General features: G+C 71.1%; 13 protein-coding genes. 7 read left to right on the top strand and 6 right to left on the bottom strand.

Annotated elements, in window-relative coordinates; genetic code table 11:
• Position 1 precedes the first annotated feature (1 nt).
• Entirely contained in the window at positions 2 to 340 is a 339-nt protein-coding gene (locus Raf01_RS09980; protein WP_203917493.1) for a DUF3140 domain-containing protein, read from the bottom strand.
• 200 nt (positions 341 to 540) lie between these two features.
• Here Raf01_RS09980 and Raf01_RS09975 point away from each other — a divergent pair, with 200 nt between their 5' ends.
• A complete protein-coding gene (locus Raf01_RS09975) occupies positions 541 to 1,146 on the top strand; it encodes a hypothetical protein (RefSeq protein WP_203917492.1) in 606 nt (201 codons plus the stop codon).
• 155 nt (positions 1,147 to 1,301) lie between these two features.
• Here the strand turns inward: Raf01_RS09975 and Raf01_RS09970 are convergent, their stop codons facing one another.
• Complete coding sequence (locus tag Raf01_RS09970) at positions 1,302 to 1,481, bottom strand: hypothetical protein (RefSeq protein WP_203917491.1); 180 nt, start codon at positions 1,479 to 1,481, stop codon at positions 1,302 to 1,304.
• Between the two features lie 1,371 nt (positions 1,482 to 2,852).
• Here Raf01_RS09970 and Raf01_RS09965 point away from each other — a divergent pair.
• Complete coding sequence (locus tag Raf01_RS09965) at positions 2,853 to 3,887, top strand: hypothetical protein (protein ID WP_203917490.1); 1,035 nt, start codon at positions 2,853 to 2,855, stop codon at positions 3,885 to 3,887.
• Positions 3,884 to 4,423 (top strand): hypothetical protein, encoded by a 540-nt coding sequence (locus Raf01_RS09960; protein ID WP_203917489.1) that lies wholly within the window; start codon positions 3,884 to 3,886, stop codon positions 4,421 to 4,423. Before Raf01_RS09965 ends, Raf01_RS09960 begins: the two co-directional genes overlap by 4 nt.
• Positions 4,424 to 4,508: 85 nt before the next feature.
• Here Raf01_RS09960 and Raf01_RS09955 read toward each other — a convergent pair whose 3' ends face one another.
• Positions 4,509 to 6,719, bottom strand: coding sequence for a hypothetical protein (locus Raf01_RS09955; protein ID WP_203917488.1), 2,211 nt, complete (start codon positions 6,717 to 6,719; stop codon positions 4,509 to 4,511).
• Positions 6,720 to 6,888: 169 nt separating this feature from the next.
• On the bottom strand, positions 6,889 to 7,929 hold the full coding sequence (gene hemE / locus Raf01_RS09950) for a uroporphyrinogen decarboxylase (protein WP_203917487.1): 1,041 nt from the start codon (positions 7,927 to 7,929) through the stop codon (positions 6,889 to 6,891).
• Positions 7,930 to 8,013: 84 nt separating this feature from the next.
• Here hemE and Raf01_RS09945 point away from each other — a divergent pair, with 84 nt between their 5' ends.
• Complete coding sequence (locus Raf01_RS09945) at positions 8,014 to 8,583, top strand: DUF3000 domain-containing protein (protein WP_203917486.1); 570 nt, start codon at positions 8,014 to 8,016, stop codon at positions 8,581 to 8,583.
• 30 nt (positions 8,584 to 8,613) lie between these two features.
• On the opposite strand, the gene Raf01_RS09940 is transcribed toward Raf01_RS09945, so the two are convergent.
• Positions 8,614 to 9,498: a PilN family protein gene (locus tag Raf01_RS09940; RefSeq protein ID WP_203917485.1), complete on the bottom strand. Its 885-nt coding sequence runs from the start codon at positions 9,496 to 9,498 to the stop codon at positions 8,614 to 8,616.
• Between the two features lie 55 nt (positions 9,499 to 9,553).
• Positions 9,554 to 10,726 (bottom strand): S1C family serine protease, encoded by a 1,173-nt coding sequence (locus Raf01_RS09935; protein ID WP_203917484.1) that lies wholly within the window; start codon positions 10,724 to 10,726, stop codon positions 9,554 to 9,556.
• A gap of 363 nt (positions 10,727 to 11,089) precedes the next feature.
• Between Raf01_RS09935 and Raf01_RS09930 the strand changes: the two genes are divergently transcribed.
• The 3 genes from Raf01_RS09930 to Raf01_RS09920 all read left to right on the top strand — a co-directional run bounded on the left by Raf01_RS09930 (position 11,090) and on the right by Raf01_RS09920 (position 15,981).
• Entirely contained in the window at positions 11,090 to 12,475 is a 1,386-nt protein-coding gene (locus Raf01_RS09930; protein ID WP_239133498.1) for an HRDC domain-containing protein, read from the top strand.
• Positions 12,476 to 12,673: 198 nt separating this feature from the next.
• Positions 12,674 to 13,921, top strand: coding sequence for a thiolase family protein (locus Raf01_RS09925; protein WP_203917483.1), 1,248 nt, complete (start codon positions 12,674 to 12,676; stop codon positions 13,919 to 13,921).
• Positions 13,918 to 15,981 (top strand): 3-hydroxyacyl-CoA dehydrogenase NAD-binding domain-containing protein, encoded by a 2,064-nt coding sequence (locus Raf01_RS09920; protein WP_203917482.1) that lies wholly within the window; start codon positions 13,918 to 13,920, stop codon positions 15,979 to 15,981. Before Raf01_RS09925 ends, Raf01_RS09920 begins: the two co-directional genes overlap by 4 nt.
• The last annotated feature ends 73 nt before the right edge of the window (positions 15,982 to 16,054 follow it).

The following is a 16,054-nucleotide window of genomic DNA, read 5'->3' as shown; positions in this document are numbered from 1 at the left end:
GTCAGGCTTCGGCGTCCGGGCCCCTCGGCGAATCGGCCCGGGTCGGGTCGTGCCCGAGTGTCATGAGCGTGCTCCGCCACGGATCATCATTGATGTCCGTTTCCGGCGCGTTCTGTAGCCTGCCGCGAATCAGGTCCGACACCTCACGCATCGTGTCCAGATCGGTACTGGTGATGTCCGTACGCCGCTTTTCCTTGATCTGAAGTACCTGCAAACCGAGCGCGTGGATGTCGATGTCCGGTTCGGGCGCATAGGTGTCCGCCCCGTCGGGCGTGTTGAACAGCCAGTCACGCAGCTCAGGGGAGGCCATGTTGACCAAGCCGTGGAAGTTCTCCCACACCTCAACAAACTCGGAATCGTTCCTGTTCACCACCGAAGAGACCCCCTACCGAGACTCGACGAACTCGGAATCGTTCCGATTCATCGGCGATCACCTCGACAAGACCCGTACCCCGGTCCACGCCGGCACAATCGTCTCGCCTGAGATATCGACGAGGCGCATATACTCCCGCGCGGGGCTCGACGGGACGGGGGTAGGCCATGGCATTCAGATCTATGGCGGCTCGACTCACCGCACTTCCGCTGCGCTGGCTGGGCATAGGCGCCGGCGCGCTCGCCCTGGCCGCCTCCAGCCTCTTCCACGGGCTGGATTCCTCGGCCTCGGCCGGGATTCCGCAGGTCAAGCCGAACACGGTGAGCAGGGACGGGCCCTGGAACGTCAATGTGCTCACCTGCCGGGTCGTCACCGACCTGTCGCCGTACAAGCCGCAGAAGGACGGCGACCGCTGGTTCGTCGTGATCGCCTACGTCAACGTGACCGCCGACGAGAGCCAGACCAGCATCGGAGCCATCATCCGGATACCGCAGGTCCAAGGTCTGACCGCCACGGGCGGTTCGCGCGGAAAGCCTCCTGATCACATCCTGCTGGTCCGGGACGGCAGCGAGGTCCAGTACCTGAACCCGGGGATGACCGAGCGGGTGGGCTTCGCGTGGGAGCAGTCCCCCTCGGCCCCGATGCCGTCGGAGACGCTGGTGCAGGTGTACGGCGAGACGTTGCGGGAGTCGGCGCTGAGCGGCAACGAGGAGTGGCTGGATCTCTCGGTACACGCCGAGGTGCACGCCTCTATCGAGGACCGGCGGTCGTGAGTCAGCCGCCCGCGGGCCCTCCACCCGGTACCTGGCCGGCGCCGGAACCACCACCAAGCCAGCCTCTGCCACCGGGCCAGCCCGTACCGCCGGGCCAGGCCGTACCGCCGGTCCAGCCTGTACCGCCGGGCCAGTACCCACCGCCGGGCCAGCCGCTACCGCCGGGCCAGCCGGGGCCGTACGGCCAGTCCGCGCCGCCCGGTTACGCCATGCCACCCGGCGGGCAACTGCCGCCGGGGCAGCCGGCGCAGGCCGCGCCACCACCGCAGGCTGTGCCACCGCACGGTGTGCCCTCGTATGGCGTGCCACCGCCACCGCATGGCGTGCCGTCGCATGGCGCGCCACCGCAGGCCGAGCCATACGCTCAATCGGCGCCCCCGGCGCAACCCGCGTACCCCGCGGCGCAGATGGCTCCCGGCCAGCCCGGCCCGGCAGGCCGAGCCGTCCCCTGGCAATCGCCGAACGCCTGGTCACCGCCGTCAGCCGGTCCAGCGCCATCAACCGGACCCGCGCCCGCCTGGGCCCCACCATTGCAAGCATCGGCCCCGCCGTCGCAAGCATCGGCCCCGCCGTTCGGGCCGCCGTCATCGATGCCATCCTCGGCGCCGCCCTCGTTCGCGCCACCCCGGTTCGCACCACCCCCGTCCGCGCCCACCTCGGCACCGCCGCCGGTCGGACCGCCGCTAGGGCCGGCCTCGGCCCCACCCTCATTCGGCCCGCCGTCGCCCGCACCGGCGTCGGCCCCACCGGCCTTTACACCGGGACCGTCAACACCCGCCTCAGCACCGCCCGCATTCGGCCCGCCACCCTCGTTCGGACCGCCACCCTCATACGGACCGCCGGCCTCGTACGGACCGCCGCCCACACCCGCCTCGTTCGCGCCCCCCGCGACGCAGCCCCCGGCCCCGAATGCTCCCCCGCCGGGACCCACCACAGCACCGCAGTCATCCACCGCGCCACAGTCCTATCCAGCGCCACAGCCCTACGCGACACCGCAGTCCTACGCGACACCACAGTCCTACCCACCGCCGCAGGCGTACACGGCGCCACAGTCGTACGCCCCACCTCGGTCACCTGCCCCACCGCAGTCATGCACTCAGCCACAGTCGTTTCCACCGCAGCAGGCGTACGCTCCGCAACAGCCGTTCCCCGCACAACAGTTCCCCGCACAACAGCCATCCACTGCGCAACAGTCGTTCACCGCACCGCAGTCATTCCCCGCACCCCAGTCGTATGGCCGGCCGGAAGCACCGCTCGCGCCGCCGCCAATCGCGCCGCCACCGTTGACCGCGCCCCCGCCGATCGCATCGCCGTCAACCGCGCCGCCGTCGATCGCGCCTCCGTCAACCGCGCCGCCGCCGATCGCCTCGCGGCCGGTCTCGGTTCCCCCGCCTCAGGCCGCCGCCGCGCCGCCCGTGTTCGCCCCGCCGCCCACCCCGTCGTCACCGCTCATGCCGCCCGCCGGGCTTCCGCAACCGGTGGTGCCACCGGGTCAGCCGGTGCAGTCAGGTCAACCGCTGGGACAACCGACGTTGCCGGGGCAACCGACAGCGCCAAGTCAGCCCATGCTGCCGGGTCAACCCACGGCGTCTGTACCACTGGGGCAAGCCACGGCCCAACCGGTGCAAGCCACAGCCCCACCGGTGCACGCAACAGCCCCAGTGGTGCACGCAACAGCCCCAGTGGTGCAAGCCACAACCCCCTCGATGGCGCCGGCCCGAACGTCCGGTCTGGCGGCAGCACCCGCAGCACCCACGGCGCCCGCGACACCCACGGCGCCCGCCCAAGCCATCGGGCACGGTCCCGCGACCGGGCAAGGCCCGGCCACCACGCACGGTCCGGCCACCGCACAGGGTCCCGCCACCGCACAGGGTTCCGCCATCGCGCACGCGTCGGCGCAAGCCGCCGCGCCCGTCTTCGCGACGCCCACACAGATCCCTGCGCCGGCCATGCCCGCGACGGCCGCTGCGGTCACAGTCGGGACGGCGGCCTGGCCTGCCGGCCCAGGGAACCCCGATCAGCAGGCACCCTGGCCGGCGCCCGGCCAGGCGCCACCGGTAGACACCGCCACACCTCCGGATCGGCAGGACGACGAGCACCGGCCGATACGCAGCCACCGCAGGCGTCAGGTCCACCGGCCGATCGTCCGGCGGCTGGGGGCCGCGGCCGCGGTCATCGTCGCCCTCGCGGTCGGCGAGGTGATCACCGACCACGTCCCCGACACCGACACCCAACAGAAGCCGTTTATTCACACCGGGAGCATCGGCAAGCCCGTCGACGTGCGCACCTTCGACGCGAGCGTGCTGTCCGTCCGCGGGGCCGCCGTCATCGAGGACCCCGATCCAAACATCGCCGCCAGCCCGACGCACGACACCAGCGGGGTCTGGGTACTCGTACGGATCCGGCTGGTCGCGGCGAACGAGCCGGTGGCGGTCACCTACGCCGCGGTACAGGATGCCGAAGGCCGCACCTACCTTGCCAGTACGCGGTTCCACCAGCCGTTCGTCGACGGTGGGCGCATGCTGCAACCGGGGGTACCCGTGGCCGGCGAGGTCGCCTTCGAGGTACCGGTGGCCGTCGTGCCCCAGTTGTCGATCCGGCTCGCCTCGCCCGGGCTGTTCGACGACTTCCGGATGGATGCCATGGCCGACATACCACTGGGAATCAGCACCGGGACAGCACAGCAGTGGAAGGCGACCACCACGGCGGCCACGGTCGCGCCTCCCGAGGTGGTCCAGTGAATCCCGGATGGTGGCGGCGCAACCGGTGGGGGCTTCTGCTGCTGGTACCCGCGCTGGCGCTGGCGCTGTACTCGCCGGTCAAAACCGGATACCGCATGTACTGGAAAGCCGAACCCCGCCAGCCGGTCTCCGGCACGCCAGGGAGTTGGGTGGCGTACGACGGTGCGCGGATGCGACTGACTCGGCTCGCGGCGGACACCGGCCCTCAGGACTTCCTCGGAGACCCGGTCGCGATCCCGGCCGGTACCCAGGCATGGAAGGCGACCGTCGACTTCGACGTCCCGCACGGCGTGAAACTCTCACTCTGCACCGTCTCGCTGGAGACGGCCGATGGCAAGACCTTCTCCCCGGGGCCCGATGATCTCAAGGACCTCGATGCGCCGTTCGATTACTGCACGCCCGAGGATCCGGACGACAAGTCGGCCAAGTACCAGACGGTGGCCTACTTCCTGCTGCCGCGCGAGGCTCATCCGGTGGCGCTTCGGGTCGTCGCGAAGACGAAGCTGCCCGACTACGCCCGGCTGACCCCGCCGTAGATTCTGCCGATCATTCGCCGGCCCGTGTCGAGCCCCGCCGCGCGGCGCGCTTGCCGACCCGGAACAAGATCGGCAGGACAGGACCCTATTGTCGCGGCGGCGCCACGTGCGGCTGCTCGACGGTCGGGGGGTCGACGAACGGGGGGTCGACGAACGGGGGGTCGACGAACGGGGGGTCGACGAACGGGGGGTCGACGAACGGGGGGTCGACGAACGGGGGGTCGACGAACGGGGGGTCGACGAACGGCCGCTCCATGGTCGGCGAGTCGCCTGACCCGTCGGGCCCGACGGGACCGGCCGTACCGCCGACGGGCGACCCGACCGTGGCCGCTCCCGCCGGCGAGGCCGGAGCGGCCTGCGACTGCGGCGACCACGGCGCCGCGGCGGTGCCCTGAGGGGCAGCGCCCAGAGCCGACGCGACGGCGCCCTGAGCCGGCGGGCCGGCGCCCTGAGCCTGCGGGGCGGCGCCCTGAGCCGGCGGGGCGGCGCCCTGAGGGAAAACGCCCTGAGCCGGCGGGGCCCACTGGGGGGCCCACTGCGTGGCCTGCGCTGCGGACACGACCGGCGGCGATCCGGACGGGACCGACTGCGGCCCGGGCACGACCGGCGGCGCCCCGAGCGGAACCGACTGCAGCGCAGTCGCGCCCGAACCAAGCGGCGCGACCGAACCCGGCGGCGCGCTCAAACCGATCGGTACCCCGGAGGCATGCGGCACACCCGCAGCAACCGGCACACCCGAGGCGGTCGATGCAGCGGAGGCGACCGGCGCTCCGGGAACGGCCGGATCCGCGCCGGCCGCCGTCACAGCGGCCCGGGCCACCGCATGCGCGGCGGGACCGGCGAGCGCGTTCGCGGTGACAGGGGCTGCCGCGGCGACCGAGGCGGTAGCCGTGACCGAAGCCGCGCCCGGCACCGGTACCCCGGTGCTGCCGGCGACCGCCGGGTACATCGCAACCGGAACGGCACTCGTCAGACTTGCCAGGAGCGACCCATCCTCCTGCGCCCGTAGCACGCGATCGACGGCGGCTCCGAGCAACACCACCGTCAGCGTCTGAGCCACCCCGTCGTTGAGCGCGGACAGCGCGTCGGACAGCGGCATCCAGAACTGGATGATGTTGTGCGGGCCGATCAGCGGACGCTCGACCTCCCACAACCAGGTCGAGGTCGAGTCGACGATCACGAAGGCCACGCAGAACAACAACATCGGGCGCAGACCGGTTCGGACCAGCAGGCGCAGTCCCCGCGCCAGGGGGCCGAACCTCTCCCGGAAATTCTCGCTCAGCTCGGCGACGATCCGCCGCAGCAGACGCGGCACGATCGACGACTGCCCGCCCTCGGTTTCCAGGGGGTTGAGCGCGAGTCGGGTGGGCGACGTGAACTCGAACCCGTAGACCACGGCACCGACCGTGAGCCACGCCACCGGTACCACGATCACCGTATCGGCGGAGCCGACCAGCTCACTCGCGGCGGAGAGCACGGTGTGTATCAGGCCGGAGAGCGGCCCGAGCCGGTCCACGACGTCCGAGAATCCAGCGGTCAGCCCGTGCACCACGCGCCGATCCTCGAGCCAGGTCACTCCGTCGTTCTTCTTCCTGGCGGCCAGCATGGCAAGCATAAAGATCCAGATCACCTCGACGTACGCGCCGAGGAGACCGGGGAAGCGCAACCACCTGGCGATCCGCCACTTGCTCAGCGCCCAGCGGATCACGACCGCGCAAGCGAACACCACGACCATCGACGTGGTGAACGAGAGCGGCAACCGGGCCCCCACGTTCGCCGTGCCGTCAAAGATCTTCCCGCTGGCGAAGACTTCGTCGCTGAGTATCGCGTAGCTGAAGTTGGCCACGTCGGACTTGAGGTAGCCGTGCTCGGCGTAGAGGGGCAGGAACGGGATGAGCACGCTACCCAGATAGTCGAGCATCGACGCCCGCGGCGGGTGCGGCAGGCCGCCGGCGCGTGCGGCGTCGGTACGCGCCCGCTTGACGGCGGACAGCCAGGGCAGCGAGTCGCGGACGACCCACATCATCAGTACGAGGGGGGTCAACGTCGCGATCGGCAACAGCACCAAGGGGAAGAAGCCGAGCGTCGCGTTGACTTTGCTCGCCTCCACCCCGACCCAGGTCAGGAAGCTGCGCGCGGCGATTCCGGCGAAGGTCAGCGTCAGCAGCGCCGGCCAGTGCCGGACCAGGACCGTGCCGGAAGTCCGCAGCACGGCGGTGGCCTCGCCGAGCGCGGTGCGGCGAAGCCACCACTGACGTCGATACGCCCCCGCTGACGACCATCGAGCCCCGTCCACGCCGGACAGGCTACCGGCCGGGCCTGACATCACGGCCGCCGGTGTGAGCCGTTATTCGGCAACGCTCGGGCCCGTGCTCTCGCCTCCGCCACAAACCGGCTCCGGCTCCGCTCAGGCAATGCAGCGTGAGCCTGTGCTCGCCTCCGCCACAAACCGGCTCCGGCTGCGCTCAGGCGGCAGACACCTCGTGCACCAGAGCCACCACCCGGGTCAGTACCTCCGGGTCAGTGTCCGGAAGCACCCCGTGACCGAGATTGAACACGTGCCCGTGCGCCGCCCGGCCCTCAGCCACGATCCGGCGCACCTCCGCCTCGACGACCGGCCACGGCGCGAACAGCACCGCCGGGTCGAGGTTGCCCTGCACGGCGAAGTTCGGTCCGAGCAGTGCGGCGGCCGTGTCCAGCGGGGTACGCCAGTCCACACCCACCACGTCCGCCCCGGCCTCCGCCATCGCCGGCAGCATGTGCCCAGTACCCACGCCGAAGTGGATCCGGGGCACGCCCGACTCGGCGAGCCCGGACAGTACCGTCGCGGAGTGCGGCATCACGTACCGTCGGTAGTCGGCCTCGGACAGCGCGCCCGCCCAGGAGTCGAACAGCTGCACGGCGGATACCCCGGCCGCTACCTGTACCCGCACGAACGTCAGCGTGATGTCGGCGAGCCGGGAGCACAGCGCGTGCCACACGTCGGGCGCACCGTGCATCAGTGCCTTGGTCCGCTCGTACGTGCGCGACGGCCCGCCCTCGATCAGGTAGCTGGCCAGCGTGAACGGTGCGCCGGCAAAACCGATCAACGGGGTACCGGAGAGCTCCTCGACCAGCAGCCCGACCGCCTCGGCGACGAAGTCCACCTGGGCCGGCTCGAGTACCGGCACTGCCGCGACGGCGGCCGGGTCCCGGATCGGCTCTGCGATCACCGGCCCGACACCGGGCTTGAGGTCAAGATCGATGCCGGCAGCGGCGAGTGGCACTACGATGTCGCTGAACAGGATGGCCGCGTCGACGCCGTGCCGCCGCACCGGTTGCAACGTGATTTCGCGGATGAGGTCCGGTCGCCGCAACGCCTCCAGCATCGGTATGTCCGCCCGGATGCTCCGGTATTCCGGGAGCGAACGCCCAGCTTGGCGCATGAACCACACGGGAAGATGCGGAACGGATTCACCATGACAGGCGCGGACAAAAACGGACGGTTCACGGCTCGTATCGCTCATCGCGAGCCATCATCTCATGCGTACCGCACAGTGATCGGCGCGCCGTGGCGGCCCCCACACCGGTACCCGCAATAGGCTGCGAACATGGCGCCCTCGTCCGTACTTCCAGAGACGTTCGCGCACGCCGTCGAGACGTTGCGGGCAGTCGCGGCGCGACCGGAGATCGTCCTTGAGGATCTCACCGCCCCCACCAGGCTGGCGCCCTACGCGCATGCCTTTTCCGGGACGGTCAGCCGCGCCGGTGACGAGGTGGCGACCGGCCGGCTGGTGCTGCTCCACGACCCGGCCGGGCAGGACGCGTGGGACGGCACGCTGCGACTGGTCACCTACGTCACGGCTGAGCTGGAGCCGGAGCTGGCCAGCGATCCTCTGCTGCCGGCGGTGGGCTGGAGCTGGTTGACCGACGCACTGGCGGCGCACGGTGCCGATTACACCGCCATCGGCGGCACCGTCACCCAGACCACGTCGACCCGGTTCGGGGATCTCGCCGGGCCACCGAGCAGCGCCGACCTGGAAATCCGCGCGTCCTGGACTCCGCTTTCGGCCGACCTCGGCGGCCACTGCGCGGCATGGTTCACGCTGCTCTCCTCGACCGCCGGCCTGCCGCCCCCGGGTGTCACCGCGCTGGCGTGGCCGGCCGCCCCCGGCGCCTGAGCAGCCGGCCGCACCACGCGCCGAACGCGATCAGTTCAGGTAGTTGTCGGCCTCGTTGCAGATCGGCTCGGCCTGGGCCAACAGCTTGTTGGCCGTGGTCTTGTCGCCCCGCTCCGCCGCGTCGACGGCCTGGCCGGACAGGTCCAGGCACTGCGAGATGACCTGCTTCTCGTGATTCAGTTCGTCGACCTGGTTCTGCGAACCGCTGGCCTTCTGGGTCTCGTCGTCGAGCTGGTCCTGGAGGGACTTGAGTTGCGAGCTGTCGATGCCCAACTGCTTGGTCTGGGCGGCGATCGTCGCGTTGCGGGCCCGCAGGGTCGCGGACTGCTTGTTGTACGCCGAATTCTTCGCCACGAACAGGCCGGCCAGCACACCGGTCGCGATGACGAACAGGACCACCAGGCCGGCGAGCACCGGTAGCGCCTTGCCCCGCTGGGCCGGCGGCTGACCGTACCCGGGCTGGCCGAACGCGGACGGGTACCCGGCTCCGGAGCTGGGCGGGGCGCTCGCCATCGGTACGGCAGAGGTCGGCGGGTACCCGGGGATCGCGCCGGGCCCGGATACCGGGGCGGCGCCCGGCGAGTACCCGAACGTGTCGCCGTACCCGGGGCCGGGTTGGGCCGGAATCTGCTGGGTCGGTACGGGTGGGCCGGGCACCGGCGGCCCCGCCGGTGCCGTGGGGCCGGCCGAGATCGACACGGTGGGGTCGGCCGGGCCCGAAGGCTGGGCCGGGGCGGGCACGGTCAGACCGGTGGGTGCGGTCGCTTCGGCTGGCGCGGACGGCCCGGTCGGTGAGGGGCCGGCCGTCCAGGGAGCCGGACTCGGGTGGGTCGGCTCGGTCGGGTGTGCCTGTGCGGGCGGGGACGTACCGTCGGCAGGTCTGCTGCCATCCGGTTCGTTTCCGGGGTACGACATTGTTCCTCCAGGTCGACCACCGCCGGACCTCCGGCAGCGGGTGGTACTTCCGCGATCAACAGACAGTGAAGGAGTGGCAGGCCACGGAGATCGGGATGGCCAGACCAATGCCCTCGGCGTCCTGCGCCTTCTCGGCCGCGATCCCGACGACCTGCTTCTGGGCATTGACGACCGGGCCACCCGAGTTACCCGGATTGATCGGCGCGTCGAACTGGATGAAGGTCTTCCCGCCCTCGCCCGGGAAATCGTTGCGTACCGCGCTGACCACACCCGTCGTCACCGATTGGGCCAGCCCGAGCGGCGCGCCGACCACGACGATCGGCGATCCGGGCTCGACCTGCGCGGCGGCCGTGCTCAGCCGGTGGAAGTTCTCGGTGGATTCCAGCAAGGCAAGGTCGTTCGTGGTATCCACCTGGATGATCTTCACGGGGAACCGCTGCCCGTCCCGCTCCAGCGCGGCGTCCCTGGTTCCCTTTTCGTAGATCGACCGGACGACGTGGTAATTGGTCAGCAGATCGGTACCGCCGCCGCTGGGCGCCTTGCCCACGGCGAACGCGGTACCGGTGAAGTCACCGGCGTCGACCCGGAACACGCTCGGGAGCACAGCGGTGGCCACCGCCGTCGAGTCGAGCGAACCGGCGGTCGCCTTCTCCAGCGCCTTGATCCGGGTCTGTAGCTCGTTGTCGGTCTTGGACTCGTTGGCAGCGTCCGCGGCGATGTGCCGGTTCGCCGTGTCGAGCCGGTTGTTCAGGTCGTACACGTAGAAGCCCTCGCCGCCGGCGACCAGGAACAGCACGACCAGGAGCACGCCGAGCACCGAGTGGCGGTGTGAGGCGCGGGCGGGCCGGAACGGCTCCGGATATGGCCCGGGGTTCGCCGGTGCGGAGACCGGCTGGTACGGCGCACCGCCCGAATACGGGACGGCGGACGCGGGCCGGTCGCTCGGTGGCTGGGCGGCGGTCTGACCATAAGCGGGCTGACCATGGGCAGCCTGGCCATGAGGAGGCTGGCCGAAAGTGGTCTGGCCATAAGTGGGCTGGCCGGACGCGGGTTGGTTGATCGGGCGCTGGCCCAGCGTCGGCTGCGGCTGGTTCGGCACCCCCTGGCTCAGCACAGCCTGGCTCAGCACAGCCTGGTTCGGCACCGGCTGGCCCGGCACCGCCTGACTCGGCACCGGCTGGTTCGCCGGCTGTCCCGGCACGACCCGGCTGGGCGCCGCCGGCGGCATCGAAGGCCCCGGGGGGACAGGCGGCGGGGGCGACATGGTCGGCGGGTTCGGTCCGGGCCGCGACGGTTCCGCCCGTTGCGGCGGCATCCATCCGGCCGGCGCCGACAGCTTCTCCGTCGACGGATCCGGCTCCGGGGTGGAAGCAGTGGGGTCAACCCCAGCGGTCATGAGCGCACGCCCTCCCCTTAGACGTACGGCCCACGGTAGCGTCCCGTTGCTACCCCGTGACCGCACACAGCACGCAGCAAACTACCGTTTCAACGACGATCTTGCTGCCCGTCGATCGGTATCAGCTTCGCGGCGAATCGGCGCGCCGGACCAGGCTGTGAACAGACCGTGCCGGGCGCACCGTAAGTTGGATAGGTGACCGACGAAACACCTGGGCGTTCCCGGGACATGAAGAGTCGGGACCGGCACAGCGGAAATCATCCCGTACCTAGCGAAAGCGCTCCGGACCGGCCACCGTCGACAGCGGCGGACGATGCCCTCGGTTCGGGCGCACGCGATGGGGTCGAAGAGGCCGTCCCGCTAACCGAGCCACGTGACGGTACCCCCGATCCGGTGACGACCCAGGCAGAGTTGGCCGAGGTCGTGGCACGTTTCGCGGCGGGTACCGGACCGGTGGCGGTGGACGCCGAGCGAGCCTCCGGCTACCGGTACACCCACCGGGCCTACCTGGTGCAGTTGCGCCGGGCCGGCGCCGGTACCGCGCTGGTCGATCCGATCCCGTTCGGCGACCTCTCGGTGCTCGGCAAGGCGATCGAGGACGCGGAGTGGATCCTGCACGCCGCCAGTCAGGACCTGCCCTGCCTCGCGGAGATCGGCCTGGTACCGGAGCGGTTGTTCGACACCGAATTGGCGGCTCGGCTGGCCGGATACGAGCGGGTCGGCTTGGCGGCACTGACCGAACAGCTACTCGGGTACACCCTGGAGAAGCACCACTCGGCGGCGGACTGGTCAAACCGGCCGCTTCCGCAGTCCTGGCTGACCTATGCCGCGCTGGACGTCGAACTGCTCGTCGATCTCCGCGACCTGCTCGCCGCCGAACTCGCTCGGCAGGGCAAGGCCGAGTGGGCCGCCGAGGAGTTCGCCTCGCTGGTCGCGCACGGCGGGCAGCCGCACCGCCCGCGGCCGGATCCGTGGCGGCGCACGTCGGGCATCCACCGGGTACGCGGGCCGCGCGCCCTGGCCCGGGTACGGGCGCTCTGGTATGCCCGCGACGGGGTGGCCTCACGGCGGGACAGCGCCCCGGGCCGGGTACTGCCGGATGCCGCGATCATCGCGGCCGCCGAGGCGGACCCGAAGGACGAGCGGGAGTTGCTGGCCCTGCCCGGCTACGGCGGCCGTTCCATCCGCCGGATGGCCCGGGTCTGGCTGGACGCCCTCGACCAGGCACGCAACCTGCGCAGCGACGAGTTGCCGGTGACCCCACCCAGCGAGGGCCCGCCGCCACCGCACCGGTGGGCCGAGCGCGACCCGGCCGCCGCGGCCCGGCTCGCCCGCTGCCGAGAGGCGGTCAGCAAGCTGGCCACGGCACACACGCTCCCGCCGGAAAACCTGCTCACCCCGGACACGATCCGCAGGCTGGCCTGGGACCCGCCGGATCCGGCCGACGAGCCGGCGGTACGGGCAGTACTGGCCGGCCACGGAGCGCGTCAGTGGCAGATCGAGCTGACCGCGGCGGCGCTCACCGGAGCCCTGCCGGTCCCACCGAGCCCGCTGCCACCGGCCGAGGCGGAGGGCGGCTGAGGCCAAAAGAGCGGCCGTGGCACAAGAGCGGCCTGAGGCAACGGACCGGCTGAGGCGGAAGAGCCGGCTGGAGCGACGCGGAGAGTAACGCCGCCGACCCGCTGTGCGGAGTGACCCGGTGCACAGCCGGTCGGTGTCCGGCGCATAGTTACTCGCGAGTAGCATCAGTTCCGACACCGTCTCTTCCAGGAGGCCCCCGTGCCCGGCTCCACTGACTCCCGGTCGCCCGGCGAAGCCCCACGGCAGCATTCGCGACCGAGGACCGTTCGCGACGTCGTCTTCGTTGACGGCGTACGCACACCGTTCGGCAAGGCCGGCGGCATGTACGCCGACACCCGCGCCGATGACCTCGTCATCCGCTGCATCCGGGAACTGCTGCGCCGCAATCCCGGCCTGCCACCCGAGCGGGTCGACGAGGTGGCCATCGCCGCCACCACCCAGATCGGCGACCAGGGCCTGACCATCGGCCGCACCGCCGCGTTGCTGGCCGGACTGCCCAAGTCCGTGCCGGGCTACGCGATCGACCGGATGTGCGCCGGCGCCATGACCGCGGTCACCACGGTCTCCTCCTCCATCGCGATCGGCGCCTACGACATCGCCATCGCCGGCGGCGTCGAGCACATGGGTCGGCACCCGATGGGCGAGGGCGTCGACCCCAATCCTCGGATCCTCGCGGAGAAGCTGGTCGATCCGTCCGCGCTCGTGATGGGCTCGACCGCGGAAAACCTGCACGACCGCGAGCCGACCATCACCAAGGAGCGGGTCGACCGGTTCTCGCTGGCCAGCCAGCAGAAGACCGCCAAGGCGTACGCGAACGGCAAGCTCCAGCCCGACCTGGTGTCGATCGCGACCCGCGACCCGGAGACCGGCTGGTCGCTGGCGACCGTGGACGAGGCCCCCCGCGACACCAGCCTGGAGAAGCTCGCCACGCTGAAGACTCCATTCCGCCCGCACGGCCGGGTCACCGCCGGAAACGCCGCCGGGCTCAACGACGGCGCGACCGCCTGCCTGCTGGCCGCCGAGGACGTGGCCACCGAGCTGGGGCTGCCGGTGTCCATGCGGCTGGTCAGCTACGGGTTCGTCGGCGTCGAGCCCGAGGTCATGGGGTACGGGCCGATCCCGTCCACCGAGAAGGCCCTGCGGCTGGCCGGACTGTCCATTGAGGACATTGGGCTGTTCGAGCTCAACGAGGCGTTCGCGGTACAGGTGCTGGCGTTCCTCGACCACTTCGGCATCGCGGACGACGACGAGCGGGTCAACCCGTGGGGTGGCGCGATCGCGATCGGGCACCCGCTGGCCTCCTCCGGGGTCAGGCTGATGACTCAACTGGCCCGCGAGTTCGCCGAGCATCCCGAGGTGCGCTACGGGCTCACCGCGATGTGCATCGGCATCGGCATGGGCGGCACGGTGATCTGGGAGAACCCGCACTGGGAGGGGCAGAAGTGAGCACGCCCGATTTCGCGTCCGAGGTCGTCACGAAGGCCCTGCTGCGCCAGGTGAACGTGCCCGGCCTGGCCAAGCCGGCCGCGCTGATCACACTGGACAACGGCCTGGACTACAAGAAGCCAAACAGCTTCGGGCCGGCCGGGTTAGCCAGCCTGGACGCCGCCATCACCGAGGCGCTCGCCGCCGACCCGGCGTTCATCGCGGTGACCGGCAAGCCGTACGTGTTCTCGGTCGGCGCCGACGTCACCGGCATGGCCCTGATCACCTCGAAGGACCAGGCCGTGGCCATCGGGCAGGAGGGGCACCGCATCCTCCGCCGGCTGAAGGACTCCACGGTACCGACGTTCGCGTTCGTCAACGGCGCGGCCATGGGCGGCGGCCTGGAGCTGGCGCTGCACTGCCACTACCGCACGGTCTCCGGCGGTGCGGCGGCGATCGCGCTGCCCGAGGTCTCGCTGGGCCTGATCCCCGGCTGGGGCGGCACCCAGCTGCTGCCGAACCTGATCGGGGTGATCGGGGCGGCGCAGGTGATCGTGCAGAACCCGTTGCAGATGAACAAGATGCTGCGTCCCGCCGAGGCGCGCGAGCTGGGCATCTTCGACGAGCTGTTCGAGCCGGCCGATTTCCTGGAGCGCTCGCTGGAGTGGGCCGCGTCTGTGGTGAGTGGACAGACGTCGGTAGAGCGGCCCGAGGTCGACCGCAGCGAGATGTGGGACGCCGTACTCGGGTTCGCCCGGCAGCAGCTCGACGAGCGGCTGCACGGCGGGCCACCGGCGCCGTACCGGGCGCTGGACCTGCTCGCGCTCGCCAAGACCGAGGACTTCGCCGACGGTACGGCGGCAGAGGACCAGGCGCTCGCCGACCTCCTGATGACCAATGAGCAGCGTGCCTCGCTGTACGCCTTCGATCTGGTGCAGCGGCGCGCGAAGCGGCCGGCCGGCGCGCCGAGCCCGGGGCTCGCCCGGGAGGTCACCAAGGTGGGCATCGTCGGCGCCGGCCTGATGGCCGGGCAGATCGCGCTGTTGTTCGCCCGCCGGATGGAAGTACCGGTCGTGCTGACCGACCTCGACCAGGCCCGGGTCGACAAGGGCGTGGCCTACGTCCACCAGGAGATCGAGAAGCTGGCCAACAAGGGCCGGCTCAACCCCGGCAAGGCGGCCAAGCTGCGCGGGCTGGTGACCGGCGACGTGGACAAGGCCGGCTTCGCCGACGCGGATCTGGTCATCGAGGCCGTGTTCGAGAACCTGGACGTGAAGAAGCAGGTCTGGGCCGAGGTCGAGAAGATCGTGTCGCCGGAGTGCGTCCTCGCGACCAACACCTCTTCGCTGTCGGTCACCGCCATGGCGGAGCACCTGGAGCACCCGGAGCGGGTCGTCGGGTTCCACTTCTTCAACCCGGTGTCGGTGATGCCGCTGCTGGAGATCGTCCGCGCGGCGAAGACCGACGACGCCACGCTCGCCACCGCGTTCGCGGTCGGCAAGCAGCTGCGCAAGTCCTGCGTACTGGTCAAGGACGCGCCGTCCTTCGTGGTCAACCGGCTGCTGACCCGGTTCCTCGGGGAGATCCTCGGGGCGATCGACGCGGGTACCCCGCTGGACGTGGCCAACCAGGCGCTCGACCCGCTCGGCCTGCCGATGCGGCCGCTGGCCCTCCTGACCATGGTTGGCCCGGCGGTCGCGCTGCACGTCGGCGAGACGCTGCACGAGGCGTTCCCGGACCGGTTCGGAGTCAGCGAGAACCTGGGGCGCATCGTCGAGGCCGGCAAGCCGCTGACCGACCGGGACGGCGCCATCGATCCGGAGGTCGCCGCGCTGCTGAAGATCGGCGACACGGCACTGACCGCCGAGCAGGTACGCGACCGGGCCCTGACCGCACTGGCTCAGGAGGTCCGGCTGATGCTCGACGAGGGCGTGGTCGCCGAGGCGCAGGACATCGACCTGTGCATGATCCTTGGTGCCGGTTGGCCGTTCCACCTCGGTGGGGTCACGCCGTACCTGGACCGCGCCGGGTACGCCCAGCCGCGGTTCCTGCCACCCGGGGTGGCGAGCCTCCCGGCCTGATCACGCACGACCGCGCCACGGGCGCCCCGACCGAACGGTCGAGGCGCCCGTCGCCGTCTCAGGCCGGCGAATG

This window comes from Rugosimonospora africana (assembly GCF_016862975.1).
Lineage (GTDB): Bacteria > Actinomycetota > Actinomycetes > Mycobacteriales > Micromonosporaceae > Rugosimonospora > Rugosimonospora africana.
The sequence above is the reverse complement of the archived record's forward strand: the minus strand, read 5'-3'. Positions and strand labels throughout refer to the sequence as shown.